Annotated in this window: 21 protein-coding genes and 1 tRNA gene; 4 read left to right on the plus strand and 18 right to left on the minus strand. The window is 70.0% G+C overall.

Annotation, left to right across the window (positions count from 1 at the left end; translation table 11 throughout):
- Positions 1-19 precede the first annotated feature (19 nt).
- Positions 20-101, minus strand: a tRNA-Tyr gene (locus tag AC3A3L_RS04900).
- 95 nt (positions 102-196) lie between these two features.
- On the opposite strand from AC3A3L_RS04900, the gene AC3A3L_RS04905 reads away from it, so the two are divergent.
- Entirely contained in the window at positions 197-688 is a 492-nt protein-coding gene (locus tag AC3A3L_RS04905; RefSeq protein ID WP_487638897.1) for a YajQ family cyclic di-GMP-binding protein, read from the plus strand.
- 115 nt (positions 689-803) lie between these two features.
- Here AC3A3L_RS04905 and AC3A3L_RS04910 read toward each other — a convergent pair whose 3' ends face one another.
- From AC3A3L_RS04910 to AC3A3L_RS04930, 5 genes are read right to left on the minus strand one after another with little or no spacing between them, the layout of a single operon-like run.
- Positions 804-1,457, minus strand: a complete 654-nt coding sequence (locus tag AC3A3L_RS04910; protein ID WP_487638898.1) for a cobalamin B12-binding domain-containing protein — start codon at positions 1,455-1,457, stop codon at positions 804-806.
- 59 nt (positions 1,458-1,516) lie between these two features.
- Entirely contained in the window at positions 1,517-2,494 is a 978-nt protein-coding gene (locus AC3A3L_RS04915; RefSeq protein ID WP_487638899.1) for a sulfate/molybdate ABC transporter ATP-binding protein, read from the minus strand.
- A 44-nt stretch (positions 2,495-2,538) separates the two neighbouring features.
- Entirely contained in the window at positions 2,539-3,411 is an 873-nt protein-coding gene (locus AC3A3L_RS04920) for a sulfate ABC transporter permease (RefSeq protein WP_487638900.1), read from the minus strand.
- Positions 3,404-4,252 carry a sulfate ABC transporter permease subunit CysT gene (gene cysT / locus AC3A3L_RS04925; RefSeq protein WP_487638901.1) on the minus strand — a complete coding sequence of 283 codons (849 nt, stop codon included), beginning with the start codon at positions 4,250-4,252 and terminating at the stop codon, positions 3,404-3,406. The genes AC3A3L_RS04920 and cysT overlap by 8 nt, the downstream gene beginning before the upstream one ends.
- Positions 4,253-4,283: 31 nt before the next feature.
- Complete coding sequence (locus tag AC3A3L_RS04930; RefSeq protein WP_487638902.1) at positions 4,284-5,321, minus strand: sulfate ABC transporter substrate-binding protein; 1,038 nt, start codon at positions 5,319-5,321, stop codon at positions 4,284-4,286.
- 5 nt (positions 5,322-5,326) lie between these two features.
- Here AC3A3L_RS04930 and AC3A3L_RS04935 point away from each other — a divergent pair, with 5 nt between their 5' ends.
- Complete coding sequence (locus tag AC3A3L_RS04935) at positions 5,327-7,477, plus strand: 2-oxoacid:acceptor oxidoreductase subunit alpha (protein WP_487639823.1); 2,151 nt, start codon at positions 5,327-5,329, stop codon at positions 7,475-7,477.
- A gap of 14 nt (positions 7,478-7,491) precedes the next feature.
- A complete protein-coding gene (locus tag AC3A3L_RS04940; RefSeq protein ID WP_487639824.1) occupies positions 7,492-8,583 on the plus strand; it encodes a 2-oxoacid:ferredoxin oxidoreductase subunit beta in 1,092 nt (363 codons plus the stop codon).
- 46 nt (positions 8,584-8,629) lie between these two features.
- Here the strand turns inward: AC3A3L_RS04940 and AC3A3L_RS04945 are convergent, their stop codons facing one another.
- Complete coding sequence (locus AC3A3L_RS04945; protein ID WP_487638903.1) at positions 8,630-9,040, minus strand: hypothetical protein; 411 nt, start codon at positions 9,038-9,040, stop codon at positions 8,630-8,632.
- 99 nt (positions 9,041-9,139) lie between these two features.
- On the opposite strand from AC3A3L_RS04945, the gene rarD reads away from it, so the two are divergent.
- A complete protein-coding gene (gene rarD, locus AC3A3L_RS04950; protein WP_487638904.1) occupies positions 9,140-10,048 on the plus strand; it encodes an EamA family transporter RarD in 909 nt (302 codons plus the stop codon).
- Between the two features lie 250 nt (positions 10,049-10,298).
- Here rarD and AC3A3L_RS04955 read toward each other — a convergent pair whose 3' ends face one another.
- The 11 genes from AC3A3L_RS04955 to nuoE all read right to left on the minus strand — a co-directional run bounded on the left by AC3A3L_RS04955 (position 10,299) and on the right by nuoE (position 23,789).
- The gene (locus tag AC3A3L_RS04955) at positions 10,299-11,276 is read right to left on the minus strand and encodes a polyprenyl synthetase family protein (protein WP_487639825.1); all 978 of its coding nucleotides are present in this window, start codon (positions 11,274-11,276) and stop codon (positions 10,299-10,301) included.
- 17 nt (positions 11,277-11,293) lie between these two features.
- Entirely contained in the window at positions 11,294-12,886 is a 1,593-nt protein-coding gene (gene nuoN / locus AC3A3L_RS04960) for an NADH-quinone oxidoreductase subunit NuoN (protein WP_487638905.1), read from the minus strand.
- Positions 12,883-14,370: an NADH-quinone oxidoreductase subunit M gene (locus AC3A3L_RS04965; protein WP_487638906.1), complete on the minus strand. Its 1,488-nt coding sequence runs from the start codon at positions 14,368-14,370 to the stop codon at positions 12,883-12,885. Before AC3A3L_RS04965 ends, nuoN begins: the two co-directional genes overlap by 4 nt.
- Positions 14,367-16,277 carry an NADH-quinone oxidoreductase subunit L gene (gene nuoL, locus AC3A3L_RS04970; protein ID WP_487639826.1) on the minus strand — a complete coding sequence of 637 codons (1,911 nt, stop codon included), beginning with the start codon at positions 16,275-16,277 and terminating at the stop codon, positions 14,367-14,369. The genes AC3A3L_RS04965 and nuoL overlap by 4 nt, the downstream gene beginning before the upstream one ends.
- 94 nt (positions 16,278-16,371) lie before the next feature.
- On the minus strand, positions 16,372-16,665 hold the full coding sequence (gene nuoK, locus AC3A3L_RS04975; RefSeq protein WP_487638907.1) for an NADH-quinone oxidoreductase subunit NuoK: 294 nt from the start codon (positions 16,663-16,665) through the stop codon (positions 16,372-16,374).
- Entirely contained in the window at positions 16,662-17,474 is an 813-nt protein-coding gene (locus AC3A3L_RS04980) for an NADH-quinone oxidoreductase subunit J (protein ID WP_487638908.1), read from the minus strand. Before AC3A3L_RS04980 ends, nuoK begins: the two co-directional genes overlap by 4 nt.
- The gene (nuoI, locus tag AC3A3L_RS04985; RefSeq protein WP_268109691.1) at positions 17,471-18,028 is read right to left on the minus strand and encodes an NADH-quinone oxidoreductase subunit NuoI; all 558 of its coding nucleotides are present in this window, start codon (positions 18,026-18,028) and stop codon (positions 17,471-17,473) included. The genes AC3A3L_RS04980 and nuoI overlap by 4 nt, the downstream gene beginning before the upstream one ends.
- Positions 18,021-19,373: an NADH-quinone oxidoreductase subunit NuoH gene (gene nuoH / locus AC3A3L_RS04990; protein WP_487638909.1), complete on the minus strand. Its 1,353-nt coding sequence runs from the start codon at positions 19,371-19,373 to the stop codon at positions 18,021-18,023. The genes nuoI and nuoH overlap by 8 nt, the downstream gene beginning before the upstream one ends.
- Positions 19,373-21,823: an NADH-quinone oxidoreductase subunit G gene (locus AC3A3L_RS04995; protein WP_487638910.1), complete on the minus strand. Its 2,451-nt coding sequence runs from the start codon at positions 21,821-21,823 to the stop codon at positions 19,373-19,375. The genes nuoH and AC3A3L_RS04995 overlap by 1 nt, the downstream gene beginning before the upstream one ends.
- Positions 21,820-23,130 carry an NADH-quinone oxidoreductase subunit NuoF gene (gene nuoF / locus AC3A3L_RS05000; RefSeq protein ID WP_487638911.1) on the minus strand — a complete coding sequence of 437 codons (1,311 nt, stop codon included), beginning with the start codon at positions 23,128-23,130 and terminating at the stop codon, positions 21,820-21,822. The genes AC3A3L_RS04995 and nuoF overlap by 4 nt, the downstream gene beginning before the upstream one ends.
- A complete protein-coding gene (gene nuoE / locus AC3A3L_RS05005; protein ID WP_487638912.1) occupies positions 23,127-23,789 on the minus strand; it encodes an NADH-quinone oxidoreductase subunit NuoE in 663 nt (220 codons plus the stop codon). The genes nuoF and nuoE overlap by 4 nt, the downstream gene beginning before the upstream one ends.
- Positions 23,790-23,793: the final 4 nt, after the last annotated feature.

The following is a 23,793-nucleotide window of genomic DNA, read 5'->3' on the forward strand; positions in this document are numbered from 1 at the left end:
GCGACTGGACTGCGTCCAGTGGCAGGTAGAGGATTCGAACCTCTGTAGGCAATGCCGGCTGATTTACAGTCAGCTCCCTTTGGCCGCTCGGGCAACCTGCCGGGCCGTGCGGAACAATAGCAAGGCACGCACTTCACCACGAATCGCCGGGGCACGCTGCGACGGGCCCCCGACCAGCCCCTCAGGAGGCACAACCATGGCTGACTCGAGCTTCGACATCGTGAGCAAGCTGGACCGCCAGGAGGTCGACAACGCGCTCAGCCAGGCGGCCCGCGAGATCGCGACCCGTTTCGACTTCAAGGGCACCGGGGCGGCCATCGAGTGGAAGGGCGAGAAGGCGATCGAGATCACCGCCTCCGCCGACGACCGGGCCAGCGCCGTGCTCAGCGTCTTCCAGGACAAGCTCATCAAGCGCAACCAGAGCCTCAAGATCCTCGACGCCTCCGAGCCGCGCCAGTCCGGCCAGGTCTCCAAGATCGACATCGCGCTCAAGGAGGGCATCACCTCCGAGGACGCCAAGAAGATCTCCAAGCTCATCCGCGACGAGGGCCCCAAGGGCGTCAAGGCGCAGGTGCAGGGCGAGGAGCTGCGGGTGTCGTCGAAGAAGCGCGACGACCTGCAGGCCGTCCAGCAGCTCGTGAAGGCCCAGGACTACGACTTCGCGGTGCAGTTCACCAACTACCGCTGACGCCGCCCGGGAAATGGAGCGACCCCGATCGCGCACGGGGGTCGAGCGACCGGGGTCGTCCACGAGTCTAGGCAGGACGTGCGGGCCACCGAAGGCAAAGAGGGTGTGACTCGCTTCACCACGCGCCGTTGCGCGCGGCCAGCGCCCCGACGAGCACCACGACCGCCCGCACGGGGTCGGCCGGCAACGGCAGCGCGCCGACCTCGGCGAGGGTCTGCTCGTCGGCGCCGCGCCCTGCGGCGTACAGCGGGTGGTCGGCGGCGAGCTTGCGCAGCGCCGACGCGTGGGACGTGAACATCGTCGACCGCGTCGCCGCGAGCACGACCGCGTCGGCCCCCGAGCCGCGCGCCGCGGTGAGGATGGCCGGCACCGGGGTGTCGGCGCCGAGGAACCGGACCCGCACGCCCCGCTCGCGGAGCATCAGAGCGACGCACAGCAGCACCATGTCGTGCCGCTCCCCCGGCGGGCAGGCGAGGAGGACGACCGGCGCGACCGCCGTGGCGTCCTCGAGCACCGGAGCTGGGGGTACGGCGGCCAGCGCCGTCAGCGTGCGGCGCAGCATGTCGCTGACGAAGTGCTCGTGCGCGACCGAGATCGTGCCCGCCTCCCACCGGTCGCCGACCTCCTGGAGGAACGGCAGCACCACGCCGGTCACGGCGCCCGACAGCGGCACGTCCCACAACAGCTTCGCGATGGCGATCTCCGCGGCCTCGGCGTCGAAGGTCTCGACGGCGTCCCACAGCTCGTCGGCGGTCGTCGTGATGGTCACAGGCGCACGCTAGTCCTCGCTCCGAGCACCGCGCGGCGTTCTGGTGGAGCCGGCGTCGTTCAGACGGCCGCCGCCATCCGCGGGACCACCGTGGCCCCAGCCGCAGGGGTGAGCCAGACCGTGCTGCCCTCCTGGAGCCCGTGGGCCCGGGCGTGGGCGCGCGTGACCACCACCGACACCTCGTCGCCGTCGACGGTGAGGACCGTCAGGCGCACCTCGAAGCCGATCCGCACCATGCGGGAGACCGTGCCCTCGACGCTGCCCGCGAGCTGGGGCGACGACTCGAGCTCGATGTCGTGGGGCCGCAGCGAGACGCCACCGAGGTGGGTCACCTCCCCGAGGAACGACATCACGAAGTCGTTGGCGGGCTCGTCGTACAGCTGGTCGGGCGTGCCGACCTGCTCGACCCGGCCCTCGTTGATCACCACGATCTCGTCGGCGACCTCGAGGGCCTCCTCCTGGTCGTGGGTGACGAAGACGGTGGTCACGTGCACGTCGTCGTGGAGGCGGCGCAGCCAGTCGCGCAGCTCCTTGCGGACCTTGGCGTCGAGCGCACCGAACGGCTCGTCGAGCAGCAGCACCGAGGGCTCCACCGCGAGCGCGCGGGCGAGGGCCATGCGCTGTCGCTGGCCGCCCGAGAGCTGGGAGGGGAGCCGGTGGGCGAACTGCGAGAGGTGCACCAGCTTGAGCAGCTCCTGCACGCGGTGCTCGATCTCGTCCTTGGGGCGCTTGCGGATCTCGAGGCCGAAGGCCACGTTCTTGGCGACCGTCATGTGCTTGAAGACGGCGTAGTGCTGGAAGACGAAGCCGACGTTGCGCTTCTGCGCGGGCAGGTGGGTGGCCTCGACGCCCTCGATGGTGACGGAGCCGGTGTCGGCCTTCTCCAGGCCCGCGATGATGCGCAGCAGGGTCGACTTGCCGCCACCGCTGGGCCCGAGCAGGGCGGTGAGCTGGCCGGTCGGGATCGTGACGTTGACGTCGTCGAGCGCCACGAAGTCGCCGAACTTCTTGTTCAGGCCGGTCACTTCGATGCTCATGGTGGTGCCTCTCTGGTCGATCAGGGGTGTGAGGTCGGTGTGGGTCAGTGGTTGTTCTTGGGCCGGATGATCCCGACGATGACGATGCAGGCGACCGAGACCATCGCGAGCAGGAAGGCCGTGGCGTAGGCGCCCTGCTGGTCGAAGTTCAGGTACTTCTCCTCGACCGCCAGCGTCGCCGTACGGGTCTGGCCGAGCACGTTGCCCGACACGACCTTCACCGCCCCGAACTCGCCGAGCGAGCGCGCCAGCGTCAGCACGACGCCGTAGGTGATGCCCCACTTGATGGAGGGCAGCGTGATCCGCCAGAAGCGCTGCAGGCCGTTGGCGCCGAGGCTCTCGGCAGCCTGCTCCTGCTCGATGCCGATCTCCTCCAGCACGGGCACGAGCTCGCGGATCATCAGCGGCAGCGCGACGAAGGTGGTCGCCATGATGATGCCGGGCGTGGAGAAGATGATGTCGAAGCCCCACGAGGCGAACGTCGGGCCGAGCCAGCCGTTGCGGCCGCCGTAGACCAGCACCAGGGCGAGGCCGACGACGATCGGCGAGACCGACAGCGGGAGGTCGAGCAGCGCGTTGAGCGCCCGCTTGCCGGGGAACTCGTAGCGGACCAGCAGCAGCGACATGCCGACGCCGAAGAGGGTGTTGATGAGCACCGACCACACGGCGACGTACGCGCTGAGCTGCAGCGCCACGACCATGTCGGGGTCCTCGAGGAGCGAGCGGATCGACTCCCACCCGTTGTCGAAGGTGTGGGTCACCACGAGGGAGACCGGCCACGCCACCAGGAAGAACAGGTAGGCGGCGACGATGAACCGGAGCAGGTAGGTGACCGGGGTCTTGCGCACCCGCGGGGCACGACGACGCTCCTCGACGGGGGGCGCCTCGGCGGGCGGACGGATCAGCGTGTCAGCCACGTGCGGCCACCCGCCTCTGGATCAGGTCCAGGACTACGATCACCGCGAGCGAGATGGCCAGCAGCACGGTAGCGACGGCCGCGGCCGCGGCCACGTTGTCGTTCTCGATGCTGCTGAGGATGCGCACGGAGGTGACCTCGGTCTTGAACGGGAGGTTGCCCGACAGCAGGACCAGCGAGCCGTACTCGCTGACGCCGCGGGCGAAGGACAGGGCCGCGCCTGCGGTGATGGCCGGCGTGAGGCTGGGCAGGATGATGCGGCGGAAGGTGGTGAACCGGCTCGCGCCGAGAGAGGCAGCGGCCTCCTCGACGTCCCGGTCGAGCTCCTCGAGCACCGGCTGGACCATCCGGACCACGAACGGCAGCGTGACGAAGAGGAACGCGAGGAACACGGCAGGGCGCTGGTTGGCGATGTCCACGCCGATCGGGCTGTCGGTGCCGTAGAGCGAGAGCAGCACCAGGCCGGCGACGATGGTCGGCAGCGCGAACGGGATGTCGATCAGCACCTCGAGCACCGACTTGCCCCAGAAGCGGTCGCGGACCAGGACCCACGCGATGAGCGGTCCCATCACGACGTTGACCGCCGTGACGCCGGCGGCGGTGAAGACGGTGAGCTTGATGGCGGCGGCGGTCTGGCCGTTGGTGACGGTGTTCCAGAAGACGTCCCAGCCGCCGTCGATGGCGGTGACGACGACGGCCGCCAGGGGGATCAGGACCAGCGCGCTGAACCAGATCATGGCGATGCCGAGCCCGAGCCCCGACGACCGCGTCAGCGTGGAGCGCGGCCCCGACCGGCGAGGAGTCCTCGCCGGTCGGACCGCTGCTATCTCAGTGGAGGTCATGAGAGATGAGGAGGTGAGTGGTGGCCGCAGGTCACTCGAGGGACAGGCCGGCGCCGAGGATGGCCTCGAAGATCAGGCCGTTCTCCTCGTCGAAGAACTTCGTCGAGACCTCGTCCCAGCCGCCGAAGTCGTCGTCCACCGTGAGCAGCGTCGGGACCTCGGGGAACGGGTTGGACGGGTCGGCCGCACCCTCGACCGTGCCGCCGAAGTCGACGTCGTCGCGGATCGGGCGGAAGCCGGTGAGCGCGAACTGCTTCTGGCCCTCGTCGGAGAGGACGAAGTCGAGCCAGGCCTGCGACGGTTCGGAGGCGTCCTCGAGGATCGCGCCGGCGTTCTCGATCAGCAGGCTGGTGTCGGGGATGACGTACTCGAAGCCCTCGTCGTTCTGGGCAGCGAGGATCGCCTCGTTCTCGTAGGCCATGAGGACGTCACCGGTGCCGCCGAGGAAGGCGGTGGTGGCGTCGCGACCGCTGCTCGGCAGCGAGACGACGTTCTTGAAGAACTTGTCGACGTACTCCTTGGCCTCCTTCTCGGTGCCACCGTCGCTGATCACCTGGCCGTAGGCGGCGAGGGCGTTCCAGCGAGCGGCACCGGAGGACGCCGGGTTGGGCGTGACGATCTCGACGCCCGGCTTGACGAGGTCGTCCCAGTCCTTGATGTTCTTGGGGTTGCCGTCGCGGACGCCGAAGACCACGACCGAGTGCGACACGACGCCCTTGTTCTCACCGGCGTCCCAGTCGTCGGCGACGAGACCCTCGTCGACGAGGCGGGTGACGTCGGTCGGGACCGAGAAGTGGACGTAGTCGGCCTTGAGCCCTGCGGCGACCGCGCGGCTCTGGTCCCCCGAAGGACCGTAGGAGGTCTGGAACTTCACGCCCTCGCCCTCGGGCGTCTTGGTGAACTCCGTGGCGATGTTCTTGTTGGCAGCCTCGGGAACCGCGAAGCCGACGATGTGGATGGTGTTGGAGTCATCCTCGTCGCTGCTGCTGGCGCCACCGGGGGCGCAGGCGGACAGGGCCAGTGCCCCGATGAGTGCGGCCGCAAGCGCGGCACGTGAACGGATCTGCATGGGGGATGCTCGACTTTCTCGATCGGTGTGCAATGTCGAGAAAGATACATGACTTTATTGACCGCGGTGACATTGGTCCGCGTTCGGGCGCGTGTCGTGGGTCACGCGCGCGGCGAACGGGGTACCGGGGAGGCGTCCATCACGTGGGGAGCGGCAGGATTCCGCCCGCTCCGCGACTATCGTGGGCAGCTGGGAGACGACTCTCGAGACACGTAGGAAGCAGGGCAGAGGTGACCCAGACCGACAAGCAGGTCAAGCAGCTCGACCGCGTCATCATCCGGTTCGCCGGGGACTCCGGTGACGGCATGCAGCTGACCGGTGACCGGTTCACCCAGGAGACCGCGGCGTTCGGCAACGACCTGGTGACCCTGCCCAACTTCCCCGCCGAGATCCGGGCGCCCCAGGGCACCCTCCCCGGCGTGTCGTCGTTCCAGGTGCACTTCGCGGACCACGACATCCTCACCGCGGGCGACGCCCCCGACGTGCTGGTAGCGATGAACCCGGCCGCGCTGCGCGCCAACCTCGGCGACCTCCACAAGGGCGCGACGATCATCGTCGACACCCACGACTTCACCGCGCGCAACCTCACCAAGGCCGGCTACACCGACAACCCGCTCGACGGCGACACCCTCAGCGAGTACGCCGTGCACACCGTCGACCTGACCGGCATGACGGTCGAGGCGGTCAAGGACTTCGGCCTGTCCCGCAAGGACGCCTCGCGCGCGAAGAACATGTTCGCGCTCGGTCTGCTGTCGTGGATGTACGGCCGCCCCACCGACCCGACGACGGCGTTCCTCACCAAGCGCTTCGCCAAGGTGCCCGACATCCGCGACGCCAACCTCGCGGCGTTCAAGGCCGGGTGGAACTTCGGTGAGACGACCGAGGCCTTCGCCGTCCAGTACGAGATCAAGCCGGCCACGCTGCCCCCCGGCACCTACCGCAACATCACCGGCAACCTCGCGCTCGCCTACGGCCTCGTCGCCGGCGGTGTCCAGTCCGGGCTCCCGGTGTTCCTCGGCACCTACCCGATCACCCCCGCCTCGGACATCCTCCACGAGCTGTCGAAGCACAAGTCCTTCGGTGTGACCACCTTCCAGGCCGAGGACGAGATCGCCGGCGTCGGCGCCGCCATCGGGGCGTCGTACGCCGGACACCTCGGCGTGACCTCCACCTCGGGGCCCGGCGTGGCCCTGAAGTCCGAGGCCATCGGCCTCGCCGTGATGACCGAGCTCCCGCTCGTCGTCGTCGACGTCCAGCGCGGCGGTCCCTCGACCGGCCTGCCGACCAAGACCGAGCAGGCCGACCTGCTCCAGGCGATGTTCGGCCGCAACGGCGAGGCGCCGGTGCCGATCGTCGCGCCCCAGTCCCCCGGCGACTGCTTCGCCGCGGCCGTCGAGGCCACCCGGATCGCCGTCACCTACCGCACGCCGGTGCTGCTGCTCTCCGACGGCTACCTCGCCAACGGGTCCGAGCCGTGGCGGGTCCCGGCCATCGACGAGCTCCCGGTCATCGACCCCGGCTTCGCCACCGAGAAGAACCACGGCAGCGGCGACGATGCCGAGTTCTGGCCCTACCTGCGCGACGAGAAGACCCTCGCGCGGCCGTGGGCGATCCCCGGCACCGCCGGCCTCGAGCACCGCATCGGCGGCCTCGAGAAGGGCGACGGCCACGGCAACATCTCCTACGATCCCGCCAACCACGACTTCATGGTCCGCACGCGCCAGGCCAAGGTCGACCGGATCGCCGACTCGATCCCGCCGGTCGAGGTCGACGACCCGTCCGGCGAGGCCAAGGTGCTGGTCCTCGGCTGGGGGTCGACCTACGGCCCGATCGGTGCCGGCGTACGCCGCGTGCGCAAGGCCGGCTACCACGTCGCCCAGGCGCACCTGCGCCACCTCAACCCGTTCCCCAGCAACCTCGGCGAGGTCCTGAAGGGCTACGACAAGGTGCTCGTGCCCGAGATGAACCTCGGCCAGCTCTCGCTGCTGCTGCGCGCGAAGTACCTCGTCGACGCCGTCGGCTACAACCACGTCCGCGGCCTGCCCCTCAAGGCCACCGAGCTCGCCCACGCGATCGGTGAGCTGGTCGGACAGGCGGAGGGCATCGACGTCGAGCTCGGCATGTGGGGCGAGCCGACCCAGAAGGAGCACATCTGATGAGCACCTCACCCCTGACCGAGCTGGGCCTGCCCGGCCTCCGGACCGGCACCGAGCAGGTGCCGGCGGCCGACGGGCCGCAGACCGGCAAGGACTTCACCTCCGACCAGGAGGTGCGCTGGTGCCCGGGCTGCGGCGACTACGCCGTGCTCAAGGCCGTCCAGTCGTTCCTGCCCGACCTGGGCCTCCGCCGCGAGAACATCGTGTTCGTCTCGGGCATCGGCTGCTCCTCGCGCTTCCCCTACTACCTCGACACCTACGGCATGCACTCGATCCACGGCCGAGCGCCGTCGATCGCGACGGGCATCGCCACGGCGCGCGAGGACCTGTCGGTGTGGGTCGTCACCGGTGACGGCGACGCGCTGTCGATCGGCGGCAACCACTTGATCCACGCGCTGCGTCGCAACGTCAACATGACGATCCTGCTCTTCAACAACCGCATCTACGGCCTCACCAAGGGGCAGTACTCCCCCACCTCGGAGACCGGCAAGGTCACCAAGTCGACCCCGATGGGCTCGCTCGACCACCCGTTCAACCCGGTGTCGCTGGCATTGGGCGCCGAGGCGTCGTTCGTCGCGCGCACCATCGACTCCGACCGCAAGCACCTCACCTCCGTGCTCGCTGCGGCCGCCGCGCACCGCGGCACGTCGCTGGTGGAGATCTACCAGAACTGCCCGATCTTCAACGACGGCGCCTTCGACGCGATCAAGTCGCCCGACACCAAGGCCGACGCGATCATCCCGCTGGTCCACGGCGAGCCCGTCACGTTCGGCGCCGAGGGTGCCAAGGCGCTCGTCCGCGACCCCGCGACCGGCGGGGTGAAGGTCGTCGCGACGGCCGACGTCGACGCGGCCGACATCATCGTCCACGACGCCCACAACCCCGACCCGTCCACGGCGTTCGCGATCTCGCGCCTCACCGCCGCCGACTACCTGAACCAGTCGCCCATCGGCATCTTCCGCCAGGTCCAGCGACCGACGTACGACGACCAGGCGCGCGAACAGCTCGCCTCCGCCGCCGGCGCCGCCGGAAATGACGACACCACCGACCCCTCCGCCCGTCTGGCGGCGCTGATCGGTGGCGGCGACACCTGGACGATCATCTGACGATCAGCTGACGGTCGTCCGACCGTCCAGGTGGGTGGGGCGGCGCTCAGTCGAAGTAGAGCGTCCAGACCTTGCCCTTGGTGTTGCCGAAGCCGTTGGAGTTGTCGACCTTCGAGCGCCACTTCCAGCGGCCCTTGTCCGGGGCGTAGATGCGGGTCTTGAAGATGCCCCTGTCGTTGGTCTTGACCTTCTTGACGGTCTTCCACTTGCAGGAGCCGCACTTCTTCTTGAGGATCTTCACCTTCTGGTTGGCGTAGGGCAGCAGGGTGCCGTCGAGCTGCGGCTCGCTCACCGTGCCCTTGAGCTTGAAGGCGTTGTAGGAGACCTGCTTGGTCTTCGGCGGCACCTCGTCGATGACGCGCTTCGGAAGCGACCCGGCGCCGGCGCTCGTGCTGAGCCCCCCGACCAGGAGCAGGGCGGCGACCAGGGCCGCCAGGACGGTGCGGAGAGTCCGCATGGTGAGTTCCCCCTCGAGTGACGATGACTTTCCCGCCTGCGGGGTCCGCACCCCGAGGCCGCTCCATCGTAGGCGACCGCCCGCCTCTAGACTCCGGGAGTGCCAGATAGCCGACGCGGACTGATCTTCGGCGCGCTGGCCTACACCCTCTGGGGAGTCTTCCCGCTCTACTGGACGCTGCTCCAGCCGGCCGGTGCGCTCGAGATCCTCGCGCACCGCATCGTCTGGTCGGTGCTCACGATGCTCGTCATCCTCGTGCTGGCCCGGCGCGTGGGGCACTTCCGTGCGCTTCTGCGCGACCGCCGCAAGCTGCTCCTGATCAGCAGCGCGGCCGTCGTCATCACCGTCAACTGGGGCGGCTACATCTGGGGCGTCAACAACGGCCGCGTGGTGGAGACCTCGCTGGGCTACTTCATCAACCCGCTCGTGACCGTGCTGATGGGCGTGCTCGTCCTCGGCGAGCACCTGCGGCGACTGCAGTGGATCGCGATGGCCATCGCGTTCGTCGCGGTCGTGGTGCTCACCGTCGACTACGGTCGCCCGCCCTGGGTCGCGCTCGTCCTCGCCTTCTCCTTCGGCACCTACGGCCTGCTCAAGAAGCAGGCGGGCGTCGGGGCCGTGGAGAGCATCACGCTGGAGACGCTCGTCATCGCGCCGTTCGCAGCGGCGTACGTCGCCTGGCTGGTCGCCACCGGCGCGTCGAGCTTCGGCAGCCACGGGACCGGGCACGCGCTGCTGTTCACCACCACCGGCATCATCACCGCCGTCCCCCTGATGCTCTTCGGTGCCGCCGCCATCCGGGTGTCGATGGTCTCGCTCGGGCTGCTGCAGTACCTCGCGCCCACCATCCAGTTCGCCCTCGGCATCCTCGTCTTCGACGAGGCCATGCCCGCCAGCCGCTGGATCGGCTTCAGCCTGGTCTGGGTCGCGCTGGCGATCTTCACCGTCGAGGCGGTCAACCACCGCCGCCGCCAGCTGCGGCTCGTCGCGCAGGCCAGCGCCGCCTGACGCCTCGCCTGTCGAGCGGTGCGCCACCCACATCCCGACGGCCCGGAAGGTGGCTCAGCCACCGCTCCCCGGCGCGGCGGCGTACGACACGCGCGCGAGCGGTGAGTGAGACACGTTCTACGGCTCGAAAACCTGCCTCACGCACCGCCGGCCGTACGACCCGGGGCTGGGCGGTGAGTGAGACACGTTCTACGGCTCGAGAACCTGCCTCACGCACCGCTGGCCGTACGAGCTGAGGCCGGGCGAGACATCAGGACGAGCGGGTCGCCACGATGTCGGCGAACGTCTCCAGTGCGGTGCGGACCGGGCCGGGGTCGAGGGCCTCGAGCAGCTTCTTGGCGCGGGCGGCCTCGGCGAGCACGTGGTCCCGCGCCTGGGCCATGGCCGGGTGCCGGCGCATCAGCTCGAGCGCCTCGGCGTGCTCGGCGTCGTCGGTCAGCGGGCGGCCGAGCAACGACAGCAGCCGGGCGTCGGCCGGGTCGGTGGAGGCCTGGGCCATGAGGACCGGGAGGGTGGGTACGCCCTCGCGGAGGTCGGTGCCCGGCGTCTTGCCGGAGGCGTCGGACTCCGAGGAGATGTCGAGGATGTCGTCGGTCAGCTGGAACGCCGAGCCGACGATCTCGCCGTAGGAGCTCAGGGCCTCCACGACCTCCGGCCGGGCGCCGCTGAACATCGCGCCGTAGCGGGCGGACGTGGCGATCAGCGAGCCCGTCTTGCCGGCGACGACGTCGAGGTAGTGGGCCAGCGGGTCCTCGCCCGGGCCGGGCGGGACGGTCTCCATGATCTGGCCCTCGACGAGCCGGGTGAAGGTGCGGGCCTGGATGAGGACCGCCTCGGGGCCCAGCTCGGCGGTGAGCTCGGAGGAGCGGCCGAACAGGAAGTCGCCGGTGAGGATCGCGACGTTGTTGTCCCAGCGCGCGTTGGCGGTGCGGGCACCGCGCCGCAGGGCGGCCTCGTCCATCACGTCGTCGTGGTAGAGCGAGGCGACATGGGTGAGCTCCACGACGCAGGCCGCGGTGTCGACCGCCTCCGCGTCGGGGTCCGGTCCGGTCTCTGCGGCGAGCAGCACCAGCAGCGGCCGGAAGCGCTTGCCGCCGGCCATCATCAGGTGCGTCGCGGCCTCCGTGACGAACTGGGCGCGCCCCCGGCAGTGGTCGGCGAGCATCGTCTCGATGCGCGCCATCCGGTCGACCAGCCGCTGCTGGAGAGCGGCGTCGACGACGGGCATTGCGAGGGGCGAGTCGGTCACCTGAGGAATTCTCCCGCAACCGCCGCCAGGTCGAGCACCGGGCCCGGCAGCACGCCGAGGACGAGCGTGATCGCGGCCCCGACGGCGATGGTCGTCGCGGTGAGCACCGAGGGGTACGCCACGCTCGGGCCGTCGCCGACCGGCTCGTCGAAGTACATGACCTTGATGACCCGGACGTAGAGGAACGCTGCGACGATGCTCGCGACGACGGCCGCCACCACGACGGGCCACGCGCCCGCGGCCAGCGCCACGGAGAAGACCGCGAGCTTGCCCACGAACCCGGACGTGAGCGGGATGCCCGCCATCGCCAGCAGGAAGAACGCGAACACGGCAGCCACCACCGGCGACTCCTTGCCGAGCCCGGCCCACCGGTCGATCGCCGTGGTCTCGCCACCGCCGTCGCGGACCAGGCTGACGACGGCGAAGGCGCCGATCGTCGCGAAGCCGTAGGTGGCGAGGTAGAAGAGCACGGCCTGGACCGAGCTGATCTCGCCGACGGCGAGCTGGTCGGCAGCTTGCAGACCGATGACGCCGGTGAGGATGAAGCCGGTGTGCGCGACCGAGGAGTAGGCCAGCAGCCGCTTGATGTCGGTCTGCGTGATGGCCAGCGCCGCGCCGACGAACATCGACAGCACCGCGATGATCCACAGCATCGGCTGCCACGACCAGCGGTCCGCGCCCAGGGCGACGTAGAACAGGCGCATGATCGCACCGAAGGCCGCGACCTTGGTGCCGGCGGCCATGAAGGCGGTGACCGGCGTCGGCGCGCCCTGGTAGACGTCGGGGGTCCAGGCCTGGAACGGCACGGCGCCGACCTTGAAGAGCAGGCCGACGGAGAGCAGGCCGGTGCCGATGAGCAGCAGGGCCTGGCTGCCCACGTCGTTGCGCACCGCCTCGTTGATCGAGGCGAAGTCGAGCGAGCCGGCGAAGCCGTAGACCAGTGCCGCGCCGTAGAGGAAGAAGCCGGACGAGAACGCGCCGAGCAGGAAGTACTTGAGCGCGGCCTCCTGGCTGAGCAGGCGGCGACGGCGGGCGAGGCCGCTCAGCAGGTAGAGCGGCAGCGACAGGACCTCGAGGCCCACGAACATCGTCAGCAGGTCGTTGGCCGCCGGGAAGAGCATCATGCCGAAGACCGCGAACATCATCAGCGGGTAGACCTCGGTGTGCTCGCGGTTGGCCGCGATCGACGCGGTCTCCGCCTCGGTGCCCGGCACGGCAGCGGCCTGGCCCGCGAACGCCGAGACCCCGCCGTCGAGGTGCCGCTCGGCGAAGAGCAGCACACCGGCGATCGCGAGCGCGAGGACCAGGCCCCAGATGAAGAGGCTGGGCCCGTCCACCGCGATCGTGTCGCCCACGGCGAGCACGCCGCGCGCGGCGTCGTCGTCGTACGTCGGCACGTCCTGGGCCACGAGCACGACGCCGACGAGGGCGAGCACGAGGCCGGCGAGGGCCAGCACCACCTGGGCGGTGTAGCGGATGGCGCGCGGGAGGAACGCCTCGACGACGACACCGAGGCAGGCGGCACCGAAGACGGCCAGCAGCGGCCAGAGCTCGAAGTACTCGACGCTGGGCTTCACGAACTCGGTCACTGGGGACCACCCTCCTGGCCGATGCCCACGCTCGCGAGCGAGTCGTGGACGAACGGGTTGATGACGTCGAGCAGCGGCATCGGGTAGAAGCCGAACAGCAGGAGCGCGAGCAGCAGCGGGGCGAGGATGCCCACCTCACGCCGGTCGAGGTCGGCCACCGGGGCCACGCCGACGCGGTCGGGACCGGTCATCGTCCGCTGGTACATCCAGAGCGCGTAGAACGCGGCCAGGACGATCGCCAGCACGGCGACCGAGCCGACCAGCCAGTGGTGGTCGAACGCCGCGATGATGACGAGCATCTCGGAGACGAACGGCGACAGGCCGGGGAGCCCCGCAGCGGCGAGGCCGCCGACGAGGAAGAAGCCGGCGAGCACCGGGGCGGCCTTCTCGACACCGCCCATCTCGCGGATCGAGGCGGTGCCGGTGCGACGGATCAGGAACCCGGCGACCAGGAACATCAGCGCCGTGGCGATGCCGTGGTTGACCATGTAGAGGATCGCGCCGGAGCTGCCGTTGGAGCTGAACACGAAGATGCCCAGCACGATGAAGCCGAAGTGCGAGAGCGACGTGAGGCCGATCAGGCGCAGGACGTCGTCCTGGCCGATCGCCACCAGCGCGCCGTAGATGATCGAGATCAGCGCCAGCACGATCACGACCGGGGTCGCCCACTGCGAGGCGTCGGGCAGCAGCCCGAGGCAGAACCGCAGCATGCCGAAGGTGCCGATCTTGTCGAGGATGCAGACCAGCAGCACCGAGGTGCCGGTGGTCGCCTTCTCCGTCGTGTCGGCCAGCCAGGTGTGGACCGGGAACATCGGCGCCTTGATCGCGAAGGCGATGAAGAAGCCGACGAACAGCCAGCGCTGCGTGGTCTCGTCGATGTCGATCGCGGCGAGGTCGCTGATCAGGAAGCTCGGGTTGCCGGCGTTGGCGGAGACCACGTAGAGGCCGATCACCGAGGCGAGCATGATGAGCCCGCCGGCGAGCTGGTAGATCAGGAACTTGGTCGCCGCGCGCCCCCGACCGGCACGGCCGAAGCCACCGATGAGGAAGTAGGCCGGGATGAGCGTCGCCTCGAACACGACGTAGAAGAGCAGGACGTCGGTCGCGGTGAAGACGGCCAGCGACATCGCCTCGAGGGCGAGCGTCCAGGCGAAGAAGGCCTTCGCCCCGTTGTTGCCCGGGGCCTCCGACTCGTGCCAGCCGGCCAGCAGCACGATCGGGACGAGGACCACCGTGAGCAGGACCATCAGCAGCCCGAGGCCGTCGACGCCGAGGGCGTAGTGGACGCCGAGCGAGTCGATCCACGAGTAGGTCTCGGTGAGCTGCATGCCGTCGCCGGCGTCGTACTGCGTCGCGGCGACGACGCCCGCGACCAGCGTCGCGGCGGCGAATCCGAGGCCGACCAGTCGGGCGACCGCGGCCGGCGCGAGGGCCGTGACGAGGGCGCCGACGAGCGGCAGCAGGATCAGGACAGTCAGGATCATCCGAGGTTCACCGCCAGCAGAGCGAGGACGACCAGCAGGGCGCCACCGAGGAGGGACAGGGCGTAGGAGCGGACGAAGCCGTTCTGGACTCGACGCATCGTGGTGGACAGCCCGCCGACGGCGGCCGACCCGCCCTCGACGACTCCGTCGACACCGACGCGGTCGAAGGTGGTCAGGCCACCGACGAGCTCCGCTCCGGGACGTACGACGACCGCGTCGTTGATCGCGTCACCGTAGAGGTCGGCTCGGGCCGCGCGGGTCGCGAACGACACGTCCTGCGGAGCCTCGCGCGGGACCTCGCGCTTGCCCACCAGGAACCAGGCCGCGGCCACGCCGAGCGCGACGACGGCGGTGATGATCAGCGTGATCACGATCGCCGGCAGCGGCGGCTCGTGGTGCTCGACGTGACCGGTCACCGGCTCGAGCCAGGTGACGATCCAGTCGTTGAGCAGCAGCAGGCCGCCGAGGACCGACAGCGCGGCGAGCACGATGAGCGGGACCGTCATCACCTTGGGCGACTCGTGCGGGTGGACGTCCTTCTCCCACCGCTTCTCGCCGAAGAAGGTCATCAGCATGAGGCGGGTCATGTAGAAGCCGGTGATGCCCGCACCGATCAGGGCCAGGACGCCGATGACCAGGTTCTCGGCCAGCGCGGTCTCGATGATCCGGTCCTTGGACCAGAAGCCGGAGAAGCCCGGGAAGCCGATGATCGCGAGGTAGCCCATCGCGAAGGTCAGGAAGGTGACCGGCATCGCCTTGTTGAGCGCGCCGTAGTGGCGCATGTCGACGTCGTCGTTCATCCCGTGCATCACCGAGCCGGCTCCGAGGAACATGTTGGCCTTGAAGAAGCCGTGCGTGAGCAGGTGGAAGATCGCGAACGGGTAGCCCACCGGACCGAGGCCCGCGGCCAGCATCATGTAGCCGATCTGGCTCATCGTCGATCCGGCCAGCGCCTTCTTGATGTCGTCCTTGGCGCAGCCGAGGATCGCGCCCCACAGGAGCGTGACGGTGGCGACGACGACGACCGCGGTCTGGGCGACCGGCGTGAGGTCGAAGATGAAGTTCGAGCGGACGACGAGGTAGACGCCGGCGGTCACCATGGTCGCCGCGTGGATGAGGGCCGAGACCGGAGTCGGGCCCTCCATCGCGTCGAGCAACCACGCCTGCAGGGGCACCTGCGCGGACTTGCCGCACGCGCCGAGCAGGAGCAGCAGGCCGAGCGCGTTGATCGTGCCCTGGCTCGCCTCGCCGGCCAGCTCGCTCACGGCGCCGAAGTCGGCGCTGCCGAAGGTGGCGAACATGAGGGCGATCGCCAGCGACAGGCCGATGTCACCGACACGGTTGATGACGAACGCCTTCTTGGCGGCGGCGGCCGCCGACGGCTTGTGCTGCCAGAAGCCGATGAGGAGGTACGACGCCAGGCCGACGCCCTCCCAGCCGAGGAACAGGCCCACGAAGTTGGCCGACATGACCAGCATGAGCATCGCCGCGACGAACAGGTTGAGGTAGCCGAAGAAGCGGCGGCGGCGCGGGTCGTGCTCCATGTAGCCGATGGCGTAGACGTGGATCAGCGACCCGACGCCGGTGATCAGCAGGAGGAACAGCGCGGCCAGCTGGTCGTAGAGCAGGTCCATCCCGACCGTCAGCGACCCGGTCTCGAACCAGGTCCAGAGGTGCTGGCCGACCTGGCGCGACTCGGCGTCGCGGCCCAGGAGCGCGAAGAACAGCACGAGGCTGAGCACGAAGGACAGCGCCGCCATCGCGGTGCCGAGGAGGTGGCCGTGCTTGTCGGCGGCCGCCCGCAGCGAAGCGGGGAGGAACGGCGCCACGCCGAGCAGCAGGACCGCGCCGAGCGCCGGCAGCGCGATGACCAGCCAGAGCAGGTCGAACACACCGCCCGCGCCCATGTCGGGCGCGACCACGGGCGCGTGCGCGCCTTCCTCGGCCATCGGCAGGCCGGCCGCGAGGACTGAGTGGGACAACAGGTTCACGAGCTCTCCCTCAGTACTTCAGCAGGCTGGCGTCGTCGACCGAGGCCGAGCGTCGGGTGCGGAAGATGGTCATGATGATCGCGAGCCCGATCACGACCTCGGCAGCCGCCACCACCATCACGAAGAAGGCGGTGATCTGGCCGTCGAGGTTGCCGTGCTGCCGGGCGAAGGCCACGAACGCCAGGTTGCAGGCGTTGAGCATCAGCTCGATGCACATGAACACCACGATGGCGTTGCGGCGCGTGAGGACACCCACGCAGCCGATCGTGAAGAGGATCGCCGACAAGACGATGTACTCAGTCACTTGACGTCCTCCTCGGTGGTCGCGGGTGCGCCGGCCTTGCCCGAGGTCTCGGGCATCGTGGCGGGATCACCGATCTGGCGGCGTACGTCGTCGATGTCGTCGGCGAGCGCCGGGGCCGAGCGGACCGTGCCGCGGGCGGCGAGCACCCGGGAGACCGACGACTCGGCGGCGGTGCCGTCGGGCAGCAGGGCCGGGGTGTCCACCGCGTTGTGGCGGGCGTAGACGCCGGGCGAGGGCAGCGGGCCGAGGTGCTTGCCGTGGTCGGCGTAGTCGCGCAGGCGCTGGGCGGCCAGGTCGGCCTGCGACGACTTCGGGGTCAGACGCTCGCGGTGGGCGAGCACCATCGCACCGAGGGCGGCGGTGATGAGCAGGGCGCTCGTCGCCTCGAAGGCGAAGACGTAGCGCGAGAACAGGATGTTGGCGATCGCCGGCACGTTGCCTCCGGCGTTGGCCTCGTCGAGCCCGACCACCGCACCCAGCGTGACCTGGCTGATGCCGAGCACCAGCACGACGCCGAAGAGCAGGCCGAGGACGACCGCCATCGCGCGCTGGCCGCGGATGGTCTCCACGACCGAGTCGGTCGCGTCGACGCCGATCAGCATCATCACGAAGAGGAACAGCATGAGGATCGCGCCGGTGTAGACGATGATCTGCACTGCGAAGAGGAACGGGGCGTCGAGCACCGCGTAGAGGAACGCCAGGCTGATCATCACCACGGCGAGGAGCAGCGCGGCGTGCACGGCCTTGCGGACGAACAGGATGCCCAGCGCGGCGGCCACCATGATCGGGGCCAGGATCCAGAACGTCATCGAGTGGCTCCCCGGTAGTAGTCGCCCTCGTCGTCACCGAGGCGCATCGCGTGGGGCGGCTCCTCCATGCCCGGCAGCAGCGGCGCGAGCAGGTCGGACTTCTCGTAGATGAGGTCGGCGCGGTTGTCGTCGGCGAGCTCGTACTCGTTGGTCATCGTGAGCGCGCGGGTCGGGCACGCCTCGATGCAGAGCCCGCACAGGATGCAGCGCAGGTAGTTGATCTGGTAGACGCGGCCGTAGCGCTCACCGGGGCTGAAGCGTCCGGACCCGTCGGGCAGGTCGACGTTCGACGCGCCCTCGACGTAGATGGCGTCGGCCGGGCAGGCCCAGGCGCACAGCTCGCAGCCGATGCACTTCTCCAGGCCGTCGGGCCAGCGGTTGAGCTGGTGCCGGCCGTGGAAGCGCGGTGCCGTCGGCAGCTTCTCGAAGGGGTACTGCTCGGTGACGACCTTCTTGAACATCGTCCGGAAGGTGACGCCGAACCCGGCGATCGGGTCCCAGAGGCTCTCCTTGATGCCCTTGGACCCCTGCTCGGACTGAGGGGACTCACTCATGGTTCTCCTCCGCTGAAGCGGTGACGGTGGTGCGGCTCTGGGCGAACGTCAGCGGCGCGGCGCCTCCGCGCACGGCACCGCCTGCGGGCATCGGCGGCACGGGGAAGCCGCCGGCGAACGCGTCGTGCGGCTCGTCGCTGGCCTCGGCCGGGGTCTCCTCGCCGGCCTTGCTGCCCGCCTTGTCGCCCCTGTCGCCGACGAACATCAGCGCGACGGTGAGGACGAGCAGGACGGCGATCGCGGCGACGAGGTAGGTGCGGTTGATGTTGCCCTCGAGCGAGATGACGCGGATGGTGGCGACGGCCACGATCCAGGCCAGCGAGACCGGGATCAGGATCTTCCAGCCCAGCGCCATGAACTGGTCGTAGCGCATGCGGGGCAGCGAGCCGCGCAGCCAGACGAACAGGAAGATGAAGCAGAACACCTTGCCGAAGAACCAGAGCAGGGGCCAGTAGCCGCTGTTGGCGCCCTCCCAGACGTTCTCGATGCCCCACGGTGCCGCCCAGCCGCCGAGGAACAGCGTGGTGGCGATGGCCGAGACCGTGGCGAGGTTGATGTACTCGGCCAGGAAGAACAGCGCGAACTTCAGGCTGGAGTACTCGGTGTGGAAGCCGCCGACCAGCTCGCCCTCGGCCTCGGGGAGGTCGAAGGGAGCGCGGTTGGTCTCGCCGACCATCGAGATCACGTAGATGACGAACGACGGCAGCAGGATCAGGCCGAACCACAGCCGGTCCTGGGCCGCGACGATCTCCGACGTCGACATGGACCCGGCGTAGAGGAAGACCGCGACGAGCGCGAGGCCCATCGCGACCTCGTAGGAGATCATCTGCGCGCTCGAGCGCAGGCCGCCCAGCAGGGAGTACGTCGACCCGGACGACCAGCCGCCGAGGACGATGCCGTAGATGCCGATCGAGGCGATGGCGAGCATGAAGAGCACCGCCACCGGCATGTCGGTGAGCTGCAGCGGGGTCTCGTGCCCGAAGAAGTTGACCACGGGGCCGAGCGGGATGACCGCCCACGTGACGAAGGCGGGCACGGTCGCGATGACCGGCGCCAGCAGGAAGACGACCTTGTCGGCCGCCTTGGGGATGATGTCCTCCTTGAGCGCGAGCTTCACGCCGTCGGCGAGCGACTGCAGGAGGCCGAAGGGGCCGTGCACGTTGGGGCCGACGCGGTGCTGCATCCGGGCCACGACCCGGCGCTCGAACCAGATGTTGAAGAGCGTCAGCAGCACCAGGATCAGGAAGATGAACACGGCCTTCAGCAGGATCACCCACCAGGGGTCCTGACCGAAGGCGGACAGGCCCGGGTCGGGCAGGTCCGCGGCCAGCGGGGCGAGGTGCATCACTGGGAGGCTCCCTTCAGGGTGACCGTGCTGCCGGGCGAGGCGAGGTCGGCGAGGACGCCGCGACCGAAGGACCGGGCCGGGACCCAGACGACGCCGTCGGGCATGTCGGCGACGACGACGGGCAGGGTCACGCTCCCCCGGTCGCCGGTGACAGTGACGAGCTGGTCGCCGCCGGGCTGTGCCTCGAGCATGCCGAGCACCGACTCGTACGACGACCGGCTCAGGCGGGCGACGGGCCTGCGGGCGGTGGCGCGGAGGTGCTCCTCCCCGTCCTGCATCGTGCCGAGGTCGAGGAGCTGCTTCCAGGTGGCGAGCGCAAAGGCGGTCTCGCCCTTCTTCGGCGCCTTGGCCGGCTTCGGGGGCTTGCCGGCGTCGAGCGCCGGACGGCCGCCGTCCCACGGGCCGAGGGACTGCATCTCGTCGCGCACCTCCGTGACCGTGCGGAAGCCGAGGGAGCTCCCGTGGCCGATCGCTGCGAGCTCGTCGGCGATGCCGGACAGGACGCGCAGGTCGGGCAGCGACGAGGGGTTGGCGAACACCGCGTCGAAGGACCGCGGCCGCCCGTCCCACGTGACGAAGGTGCCGGCCTTGTCGGTGACCGGGGCGACCGGCAGCACGACGTCGGCGACGCGGGTCACGTCGGTCTCGCGCAGCTCGAGGCTGACCACGAAGCGGGCCGCGTCGAGGGCGGCACGGAAGGCAGCGGGGTCGGCGGTGTCGTCGGGGTCGACCCCACCGACGACGAGGCCGCCGAGGTCGCCCTTGGCGAGCGCGGCGACGATCGCGTTGCCGTCACGACCGACCTTGGCGGGAAGGGCCTCGACGCCCCAGGCTGCGCCGAGGTCGACGCGCGCGGACGCCTCGGTGAGCGGTCGTCCGCCGGGCAGGAGGTTGGGCAGGGCACCGGCCTCGACCGCGCCCCGGTCGCCGGCTCGGCGCGGCACCCACGCGATGCGGGCGCCGGTGCCGGCGGCGAGCTCGGCGGCGGCGCTGAGCGCGCCGTGGGTCTGGGCGAGGCGCTCGCCGACGAGGATCACGGCGTCCTTGGACACGCCGTGCTCGGCGTCCTTGAGCGAGCCGATCACCTCGACCTCGGCGCCGGGCGCGGCCGGCACGAGCCGGCCGTTCATCTTGATCAGCCCGCGCGAGGCGTAGGGGGCCACGGACACGACCTGCGTACGACCGCGCCGGGCGGCCTTGCGCAGCCGCAGGAAGAGCGTCGCGGCCTCGTCCTCGGGCTCCAGGCCGAGCAGCACCACGACGGGCGCCGCCTCGAGGTCGGCGTAGGTGACGTCGCCCGACAGCGCGACGTGGGAGGCGAGGAAGCTCGCCTCCTCGGCGCTGTGCGGACGGGCCCGGAAGTCGATGTCGTTGGTGCCGAGGGAGACCCGGGCGAACTTGGCGTAGGCGTAGGCGTCCTCGGCGGTCAGACGGCCGCCGGTGAGCACGGCGGAGGCGCCGGCGTCGCGCAGGCCGCGGGCGGCGACGGCGAAGGCCTCGGTCCACGACGCGGGGCGGAGCTCGCCGTCCTCACGGATCTGCGGGTAGGTGATCCGGTCGGCGACCTGCGCGTAGCGGAACGCGAAGCGGTCCTTGTCGCTGATCCACTCCTCGTTGACCTCGGGGTCGTTGCCGGCGAGGCGTCGCATGACCTTGCCGCGGCGGTGGTCGACGCGGATGGCGGCACCACAGGCGTCGTGCTCGGCGACGCCGGGCGTGGAGACGAGGTCGAAGGGACGCGAGCGGAACCGGTAGTCGGCCGACGTGAGGGCACCCACCGGGCAGATCTGGATCGCGTTGCCGGAGAAGTAGCTCTCGTAGGGCTCGCGCTCGTAGATCGCGACCTGCTGGAGCGCCCCGCGCTCGGCCAGGGCGATGAACGGGTCGCCGGCGACCTGCTCGGAGAATCGGGTGCAGCGGGCGCACAGCACGCAGCGCTCGCGGTCGAGCAGGACCTGGGCGGAGATGTTGATCGGCTTGGGGAACGTGCGCTTGATGCCGCCGCGCTCGGCGAAGCGGCTCTCGCCGCGGCCGTTGCTCATCGCCTGGTTCTGGAGGGGGCACTCGCCGCCCTTGTCGCACACCGGGCAGTCGAGCGGGTGGTTGATGAGCAGGAACTCCATGATCCCCTGCTGCGCCTTGTCGGCCACCTCGCTCGTCGCCTGCGTGTTGACGACCATGCCCTCGGCGACCGGCAGGGTGCAGGAGGCCTGCGGCTTGGGGAAGCCGCGGCCGTTGCCGGCATCGGGGATGTCGACCAGGCACTGGCGACAGGCGCCGACCGGGTCGAGCAGCGGGTGGTCGCAGAAGCGCGGGATCTGCACGCCGACCTGCTCGGCGGCGCGGATGACCAGCGTGTCCTTGGGGACGCTGACCTGGACACCGTCGATCGTGAGGGTCACCAGGTCGGTGTCGACCTTCTCGGGCGCCTTGTCGGTCGCGGTCATGCATTTGCTCCAACGGGTGCGAAGGCGGTCGACGCGGCCGGGTCGAACGGGCAGCCGCCGTGGGTCAGGTGCGCGAGGTACTCGTCGCGGAAGTGCTGGATCGAGCTCGAGATGGGGCTCGTCGCGCCGTCACCGAGCGCGCAGAACGAGCGACCCAGGATGTTGTCGCACTGGTCGAGCAGGAGGTCGAGGTCGCCCTCGTCGCCCTGGCCCTTCTCCAGCCGCGCCAGCGTCTGCGTCAGCCACCACGTGCCCTCGCGGCACGGGGTGCACTTGCCGCAGGACTCGTGCTTGTAGAACTCGGTCCAGCGCAGCACCGCGCGGACCACGCAGGTGGTCTCGTCAAAGAGCTGCAGGGCACGCGTGCCGAGCATGGAGCCGGCCGCGCCGACGGACTCGAAGTCGAGGGGGACGTCGAGGTGCTCCGGCGTCAGGAGCGGGGTGCTCGAGCCACCGGGCGTCCAGAACTTCAGCTCGTGGCCCTCGCGCATGCCGCCGGCGAGGTCGATGAGCTCGCGCAGGGTGATGCCCAGCGGCGCCTCGTACTGGCCCGGCCTCGCGACGTGCCCGGACAGGCTGAAGATGCCGAACCCGTTGGACTTCTCGGTGCCCATCCCGGCGAACCAGGCGGCCCCGTTGGTGATGATGCTCGGCACCGATGCGATCGACTCGACGTTGTTGATCACCGTCGGGCTGGCGTAGAGGCCGGCCACGGCGGGGAACGGCGGCCGCAGGCGCGGCTGGCCGCGACGACCCTCGAGGCCCTCGAGCAGCGCCGTCTCCTCGCCACAGATGTACGCACCGGCGCCGGCGTGCACGATGAGGTCGAGGTCGTAGCCCGAGCCGTGGATGTTCTTGCCGAGGTGGCCGGCCAGGTAGGCCTCCTGCACCGCGCGCTGCAGGCGACGGATGACGTGGAGGACTTCGCCGCGGACGTAGATGAACGCCGTGTTCGCGCGGATGGCGTAGGAGCTGACGATGACGCCCTCGACCAGCGTGTGCGGGCTGGCCATCATCAGCGGGATGTCCTTGCAGGTGCCCGGCTCGGACTCGTCGGCGTTGACGACGAGGTACTTCGGCCGCGGGTTGTCCTGTGGGATGAAGCCCCACTTCATGCCGGTCGGGAAGCCGGCGCCGCCGCGTCCGCGGAGCCCGGAGTCCTTGACGGTGGCGATCACGTCGTCGGGCGTCATCGCGAACGCCTTGTCGAGGGCCGCGTAGCCGCCGCGCTCCTCGTAGGAGGCCAGCGTCCACGCGCGGTCGACGTCCCAGTTGTCGGTGAGGACCGGGGTCAGGGTGTCCGTCACTTCGTCTCTCCCTTGGTGGACTCGGCGCCGGCCGTCCAGCCCTTCTCGCGGGCGATCGCCAGGCCGGCCAGCGAGGCGTGGCCCGCGGCCGGGCCCTCGTCGGCGCGGTCGTCGGGGAAGCCGGCGAGCACGCGCTCGGCCTCGCGCCAGGTGCACAGCCGGGGCCCTCGGGTGGAGTGGACCTCCCGGCCGGCACGCAGGTCGTCGACGACCTGGACGGCCGACTCGGGCGTCTGGTTGTCCATGAACTCCCAGTTGACCATCATCACCGGGGCGTAGTCGCAGGCCGCGTTGCACTCGATGTGCTCGAGGGTGACCTTGCCGTCCTCGGTGGTCTCGTCGTTGCCGACGTCGAGGTGGTCCTTGAGCCGCTCGAAGATCAGGTCGCCGCCCATCACCGCGCAGAGCGTGTTGGTGCAGACGCCGACGTGGTAGTCGCCCACCGGCTTGCGCTTGTACATCGTGTAGAACGTCGCGACTCCGTTGACCTCGGCGGCGCTGATCCCGAGGATCTCCGCGCACGCCTCGATCCCCTCGGGGGTGACCCGGCCCTCGACCGACTGCACGAGGTGCAGCATCGGCAGCAGTCCGGAGCGCTTCTCGGGGTAGCGGTCCGCGATCTCGCGCAGCTCCGCCCAGGTCTTCTCGTCCAGGCTCATCGTC

The sequence above is a fragment of the Nocardioides sp. Soil_C_8 genome, assembly GCF_057656315.1.

What these genes read in the sequence shown, in the direction of transcription:
- AC3A3L_RS04905 (WP_487638897.1), top strand. Translation starts at nt 197, where the DNA reads ATGGCTGACTCGAGCTTCGACATCGTGAGCAAGCTGGACCGCCAGGAG.
- AC3A3L_RS04915 (WP_487638899.1), bottom strand. Translation starts at nt 2,494, where the DNA reads ATGAGCATCGAAGTGACCGGCCTGAACAAGAAGTTCGGCGACTTCGTG.
- cysT (WP_487638901.1), bottom strand. Translation starts at nt 4,252, where the DNA reads ATGACCTCCACTGAGATAGCAGCGGTCCGACCGGCGAGGACTCCTCGC.
- AC3A3L_RS04930 (WP_487638902.1), bottom strand. Translation starts at nt 5,321, where the DNA reads ATGCAGATCCGTTCACGTGCCGCGCTTGCGGCCGCACTCATCGGGGCA.
- AC3A3L_RS04935 (WP_487639823.1), top strand. Translation starts at nt 5,327, where the DNA reads ATGCTCGACTTTCTCGATCGGTGTGCAATGTCGAGAAAGATACATGAC.
- AC3A3L_RS04945 (WP_487638903.1), bottom strand. Translation starts at nt 9,040, where the DNA reads ATGCGGACTCTCCGCACCGTCCTGGCGGCCCTGGTCGCCGCCCTGCTC.
- AC3A3L_RS04955 (WP_487639825.1), bottom strand. Translation starts at nt 11,276, where the DNA reads ATGCCCGTCGTCGACGCCGCTCTCCAGCAGCGGCTGGTCGACCGGATG.
- AC3A3L_RS04965 (WP_487638906.1), bottom strand. Translation starts at nt 14,370, where the DNA reads ATGATCCTGACTGTCCTGATCCTGCTGCCGCTCGTCGGCGCCCTCGTC.
- nuoL (WP_487639826.1), bottom strand. Translation starts at nt 16,277, where the DNA reads ATGGGCGCGGGCGGTGTGTTCGACCTGCTCTGGCTGGTCATCGCGCTG.
- AC3A3L_RS04980 (WP_487638908.1), bottom strand. Translation starts at nt 17,474, where the DNA reads ATGACGTTCTGGATCCTGGCCCCGATCATGGTGGCCGCCGCGCTGGGC.
- nuoI (WP_268109691.1), bottom strand. Translation starts at nt 18,028, where the DNA reads ATGAGTGAGTCCCCTCAGTCCGAGCAGGGGTCCAAGGGCATCAAGGAG.
- nuoH (WP_487638909.1), bottom strand. Translation starts at nt 19,373, where the DNA reads ATGCACCTCGCCCCGCTGGCCGCGGACCTGCCCGACCCGGGCCTGTCC.
- AC3A3L_RS04995 (WP_487638910.1), bottom strand. Translation starts at nt 21,823, where the DNA reads ATGACCGCGACCGACAAGGCGCCCGAGAAGGTCGACACCGACCTGGTG.
- nuoE (WP_487638912.1), bottom strand. Translation starts at nt 23,789, where the DNA reads ATGAGCCTGGACGAGAAGACCTGGGCGGAGCTGCGCGAGATCGCGGAC.